This window comes from Leptospira alexanderi serovar Manhao 3 str. L 60 (assembly GCF_000243815.2).
GTDB classification, from domain to species: Bacteria; Spirochaetota; Leptospiria; order Leptospirales; family Leptospiraceae; genus Leptospira; species Leptospira alexanderi.
Map to the genome: position 1 here is coordinate 1 of NZ_AHMT02000046.1, position 5,823 is coordinate 5,823.

A 5,823-nucleotide genomic window follows, 5' to 3' on the forward strand; every position below is an offset into this window, starting at 1 on the left:
AATCTTTCAGCAAACCGAACAACCCTGATCATTCCGGCGCGAATCGAAATTTACTCGATGATATTTAAACGGAATGGGGAGTTTAGTGAGTGGCATTGGTGCTGTCGGTAAGTCAGCTTGGGATGGAGCGGTCGGGGCTATGGGCGGTATCAATGGGGAGAACCTCTCGAACGGGTGGAATGCGATCAAGAAAGCGTTGTTTGGTGGTGGGAACGATGATCCTTCAGAAAGCCCGTTTATGACGCAAAGTATGAAAGAAAAATATGCAAAACATATGATAGAGCAAGGCAAGCATATCTTACCGACGAGTGATCCTGATTTTGTAGCAGAACTTAAGCCCGACGGTACCTATGAAATACGTCAAAGAACGGCGTCGGATAATTTAATAAATGTTCATACGATTGCACCTAACGATCCAAACCATGAACGTATTACGTTAGAAGCGGCGAAGATTGCGGGAGTTGAAGCCTCTATGGATATGATACGAGGGGTAAGATCGAATGATTTGCCGGAAGGTTTATCAAAATTCCTTGAAGTATTTGCGAAACATAGCAGGGGGATGTCAGACAATTCTTTGACATTTAGATCTCATTTTGGTGATATGCAGGAATTGCACTCGATGGCGGATGGATCAAAAATTGCCGCTGCTACCACCAAAAAAGAGATTATGAAAACCATTGTGGATCTATTTACACTGAGCACTGCTAAGGATGGGAATGGGAACTTTCTACTTCCTAAAGAAGTAAGAGCCGGACTGACCGGTTCTGCACTTCATATCATTCAAGATTCGTTTGCGCAAGGGCATGTATTGAGAAATGATGAAGGGAAAGTTGTGATGTTCCAAACGTATGAAGGTCAAGGAGACAAACATGCGGAAATGGATCACAGTAGCATCAACGATCCTGTAGCCTATCAGAAGTCCGTAACAGCGTCTGTTGTATATCTGTCAATAACCAATTATGGCGGTAGTGCGCAGGATATAATTACCTTTCTGGATCAAGTTGTTTTTCCTTTGGATCCAAAAGCAAAGTCATCCGGCGTAGCTCCTGGATTTGAAAAACCAAAAAAGAATAATTGGTTCGAGTTGTAATCCGATGAAACGTATTTGGAAATATTTTGTGCGAATTGTTGGAGTTGTTGTACTTTCTCTCATCCTCATAGTAGCGGGACAATTGTTCTATGTCAGATATTTTGGCTTTCATTGTATCCAAGGGAATTGCAGGAGTGGGATAGGGGTTAAGGAATTCAATAATACTCGATATTCTGGTGAGTTTAAGAATTACAGGTTGAATGGAAAAGGAAAAGCTGAATATTATTCCGGCTGTTTTTACGAAGGAAGTTTTGTAAACGGTTACTACGACGGATATGGAGTGTATTCTTGTTGGAATATGAAACCATTGGAAGATAGAAAAAAATTTATATTCGAAGGATACTGGATTCAAGGAATTGCAAACGGCCAGGGAACAGAAACGACTGCTTCCGGTAAACAATTCTCAGGAGTTTGGGAAAATGGCAGACTCTGTTTGAAAGGGAATTGCAAGAATGGTTTTGGAACTGTTAAATTTAGAGATAAAGATAGAATCCTGACTGGAAATTGGACCGACGGATATTTAAACGGTTTCGGAGTTGAGACGGATTCCGACGGCCATCTGGTTTACAAAGGTGAATTTAAAAACACTCATTATCATGGTAAAGGGACTTCGTACAAAAATGGAAAAGTCCTTCAGCGTGGGGAATGGGCAGAGGGTAGCTTTTTAGATCCTGAATATAGAAAATGGTATGAGGGGAATAAGAAATTAATGAAGGAAGTTGAGAAACGGATGATAGAGGAAGGAATTGGTTTTCCTCCTTGAACGCTACTAAAGTAAAAAGCGGGTCCGGGCCTTGGAACAGAGAAGAAGTTACCGTGCAGAATCCACACCAAAAATAGAAAGCGGTTCCGGAAAACCGGACAGAGAAAAAAGCGGTTCAATTTCTAAAGTGAACTGTTCAATAGGCATTTCTCAGAACTGTATAATAAGTGCTCAAAAGGAGAAAAATTCAAAAATTTTGAATGGCTACTTCTGAAATTTGAAGCTTTTTGATTGTTAATTTTTTAAAAACTGAGTCAGTAGAACTGAATATATTAAAAATATAATGAACATTTCAGTTTATTGAGGAGTAAGCAAAATGGGTTCGAATTTAGCGATAAAAAAGAATTCTCATGAAATAGAAGGAAGAAAGCAGAAAATAAAAAGGATTAAGGGGATATTGAAAAATCTTAATCTTTCTGAACTGGCAGAATTTGCAGAATTTGTATTAATGTGCTCGATAGAACAGTTTTCGGATGCTTGGGCTGATATGAATTTACCAGTGCAGAATCCACAAAAACCAAAGCTTCGTCTTGTTAAGTAATTGAGTATTAACAACAAATATCCTAGGTCAAAAGTTGGTGGATGTTAAGTATAAAATCAGATTGAACTTGAACGCTTAACATTTGTTAGTTGCAGTACGGCTATTCTGTGAAAGCTAAAAAAAGGAAACGAAAGGGATAAAGGCTTAGGATATTTTTTCAATGAATCGAGAGAAAATCAATCAAGCGTTCAACGGAATCTTAAAGGTATACGAAGAGATCCGATCTCAGAGTTCTTTGAATAAAAACACAGTAGTTTTAGAAGCGAATCGAGAAATCGGCCGGATTTTAAAAAACGTTGAAAAGGATGCCACAGCGGAGGAGCGAACGAGTGGAAGCTGGATGAAAGCAATTTCCGTTCAGTTGCAGAAACATTTAAAGAAAGGATTTTCGGAAAGGAACCTCTTTTACGCGCAAAAGTTCTATGAAGTCTACGGCAAATCGGAATTGGATCATAGGCTAAGCTGGAGCCATTATCGAAAATTGGCATCGATCCTTGATGAGAAACTGAGAGAGAAGCTGACGAAAACCGCCATACAAAAGGGATGGAGCGAAAGGGATCTTGCCACTAAAGTCAAAGAAACGAGACAACAAAGAAAATCTCCGGAATTAAAATGGAAACGTCCTGAAGGTTTGCTTTGGCATTACAAAATCAAAGAAAGCTTAACTACCGATGAAGGTTGCCTGCTTGATTTAGGTTTTTACTGCTACTACGAAATACCGAAAACTCAAGTCGTTAACAAATACAAAACCGGCGATATTTTAGAGATTCAAAAACAAGGTAAATCCTGGAATATTAAGAAAACAAAGATATCAAAATCATCGGATCTTTATTTCTACTTTGGAGAAATCGAGCGTATCATTGACGGAGATACAATTCTTGTAAAGTTGCAGTTAGGATTTAACGTAATTACAAGACAGAGAATCCGATTACACAATGTGTGGTCGGCGGAGTTGGATACAAACGAAGGTGTAACCAGTTTTGAGTTATTGAAAAAGAAGTTACCCGCTAAAACAAAGATAATTGTAAGGAGCAGATCTAAAGATATCTACGGACGTTATGTCGGCGATATTTTGTATTTAACCAAAAAGGCAATTAAACCGGAAGAGATTTTAAAGGATGGAATTTATTTAAACGAAGAACTTTCAACGGCAAGTTTCAAAGATTGAAGGCTTTTAGATTTTTTAAAAAAAAATCAGTAAAATCTGATCTTTCCTTGACTGACACGAAGGAATTAGCTAAGAAAAGATATCTCGGCAATTTACAGTTTTCGTAATCTACTTTAAAAGTATGTCAGATATTATTTTGGCTATTACACTTTAAGGTAGTGTCAGGAATCCTGTGTAAATAACTTTCTTAAAACGAATCCAATTTCAATCGATCTCCGAAAAGAATCGAAAACTGATTCATAGCTTGAACTCGAGCGACTCGGCTCTCTAAGGATCGCTCGTCATCCCAATCTTGAATCGGCATGGTCCATTTTTTAGACATATTATTCAAAGCTAAATAGAGAAGCTTGATTGCCGCCTCATCGTTCGGAAACGAACCCCGATTCTTGATAATCTTTCTTAAGCCCATATTCATGGATTCGATAGCATTTGTAGTGTATATCGCCTTACGAATGTTAGGTGGATAGGCCAAAAAAGGAATCACCGAATCCCAATTACTTCTCCAAGACTTGCTGATCATCGGATACTGACTGTCCCATTTGGTTGAAAAATCATCAAGGCTTTTCTTAGCAATTTCTTCCGATGGAGATTTGTAGATGGCCTTTAGGTCGACTACCAACTCTTTCCTCTGTTTGTAAGAAACCCATTTCAAAGAATTCCTAACCATATGAACGATACAAAGTTGAACTTGTGCATTAGGAAAAACTGATATGATTGTATCCGGAAATCCTTTCAATCCGTCGACACAAGCAATTAAGATATCTTCAACGCCTCGATTTTTTAAATCGGTTAAAATCTGAAGCCAGAACTTTGCCCCTTCGGTGCGTTCTATCCAGATCCCAAGAATCTCCTTTGTGCCCTGTAGATTGATTCCTACTGATCTCTACATAAAGGAGTACCGCCAATTTTAGCACAAATCCCCGTTTAGACGCAGAATTTTGGACACTCTATTATGTAGATTGATTCCTAAAGCCAAATAGAAGGCTTTGTTCACGACGTGGTTGCCATCTCGAACCTTCACGATCAACGCATCCATGATGAGAATCGGATACACTTTATCCAAGGGGCGATTCTGCCATTCGATCACTGTTTCCATTACGGAATCCGTTACTTGAGAAATTAAATCCGCCGAGACTTCAACTTGATAAATTTCTTTCAGGTGTTGAGATATTTCTCGAGTTGTCATTCCACGTGAATACATCGAGATGATCTTTTCATCGAAGCCGGTAAAGCGTGTCTGTCCTTTCCGGATTATCTGGGGTTCAAAGCTTCCGTTTCTATCTCTCGGTACTTCCAAGTCAATTGTCCCAAAGTCTCCTTTGAGCTTTTTGCTACTTTTTCCATTTCGGGAATTGCCTGAGTTATTGCCAGTCGAGGCGTTCTTCTCATATCCAAGATGATGCGTCATCTCTCCTTGCATCGCTCGTTCAACAAGTGATTTGGTGAGTTGTTTTAAGAGGCCTTCGTTTCCGATCAGCTCTTCGGGGGTTTTACCTTTGATTAATTCATCGAGTAGTTCTTCCGCTCGATTCTTCGGTTTGCTCATACTGCTTTATCCTTGTTACTTTTTCTTTTTTCACAAGTCATTTACACAATCGAGATGACACCCTCGAAAGGAAAACAAATCAGAAAAGTAGAATATAAAGAAATACTAAAATACTAAACGACCTTTCTCCGAAAGCCGCCCTCTTTCCAAACCCCCGGAGGAAGTAGGGGAGAAACTGATCACTCCGTTACAAAATTCTCCTAACTTAATCCGGGGTCTATTTTCTATGTCCGTAGATTTTAATTTTACGGAGAAGGGGGCGGTTCTTCGTTTCCCTCCGTATATGAGAACGCGGGTAGAGGACGGTTTAAAAGAACTTCTGCAAACGATCGTTTCATCGGTTCGGGAAATCTCTACCGAGAACCGTTCTATCGAATTCGATTTTACGAATACGTTAGTCGTAAATCCGTATTCTGCAAATTCTATTTTCGAAATCATAGAGGATGTTCAGACAAATAACGGGGTTTATCTCGTTTTGTCGTTTCGTGGAAAGCACCTGAAGGATTTTGAAATTGCTGTTCGTAAACTGTTATCCCGTTCCGATTCCAAATCCGTAAATGTGAGGAAAAGAAAATGAAGCATATAATTTCAATTTTATTAATATTCTCCTTTGTTTCGTGCGCGTCTTACTCCGAACAGGTGAAACAAAACGAAACCGATTTGGACCGGATGGAACAAATCGTATTCGCGTCTAACGATATTCCAAAAAACGGAT

Annotated in this window: 4 protein-coding genes and 3 pseudogenes; 6 read left to right on the forward strand and 1 reads right to left on the reverse strand. The window is 39.2% G+C overall.

Going from position 1 to position 5,823, the window contains the following annotated elements:
- The 5 genes and pseudogenes from LEP1GSC062_RS24935 to LEP1GSC062_RS14500 all read left to right on the forward strand — a co-directional run.
- Positions 1–1,090, forward strand: a pseudogene (locus tag LEP1GSC062_RS24935) (hypothetical protein); the annotation flags it as partial.
- 4 nt (positions 1,091–1,094) lie between these two features.
- On the forward strand, positions 1,095–1,853 hold the full coding sequence (locus LEP1GSC062_RS14485) for an MORN repeat protein (RefSeq protein ID WP_039942206.1): 759 nt from the start codon (positions 1,095–1,097) through the stop codon (positions 1,851–1,853).
- 31 nt (positions 1,854–1,884) lie between these two features.
- Complete coding sequence (locus LEP1GSC062_RS14490; protein WP_010576559.1) at positions 1,885–2,067, forward strand: hypothetical protein; 183 nt, start codon at positions 1,885–1,887, stop codon at positions 2,065–2,067.
- A 102-nt stretch (positions 2,068–2,169) separates the two neighbouring features.
- Complete coding sequence (locus tag LEP1GSC062_RS14495; RefSeq protein WP_010576560.1) at positions 2,170–2,394, forward strand: hypothetical protein; 225 nt, start codon at positions 2,170–2,172, stop codon at positions 2,392–2,394.
- Positions 2,395–2,554: 160 nt separating this feature from the next.
- Complete coding sequence (locus LEP1GSC062_RS14500; protein WP_010576561.1) at positions 2,555–3,562, forward strand: DUF1016 N-terminal domain-containing protein; 1,008 nt, start codon at positions 2,555–2,557, stop codon at positions 3,560–3,562.
- A 187-nt stretch (positions 3,563–3,749) separates the two neighbouring features.
- Here LEP1GSC062_RS14500 and LEP1GSC062_RS14505 read toward each other — a convergent pair.
- Positions 3,750–5,108, reverse strand: a pseudogene (locus tag LEP1GSC062_RS14505) (IS256 family transposase).
- 196 nt (positions 5,109–5,304) lie between these two features.
- On the opposite strand from LEP1GSC062_RS14505, the pseudogene LEP1GSC062_RS14510 reads away from it, so the two are divergent.
- Positions 5,305–5,685: pseudogene (locus LEP1GSC062_RS14510) on the forward strand (hypothetical protein); the annotation flags it as partial.
- Between the last annotated feature and the right edge of the window lie 138 nt (positions 5,686–5,823).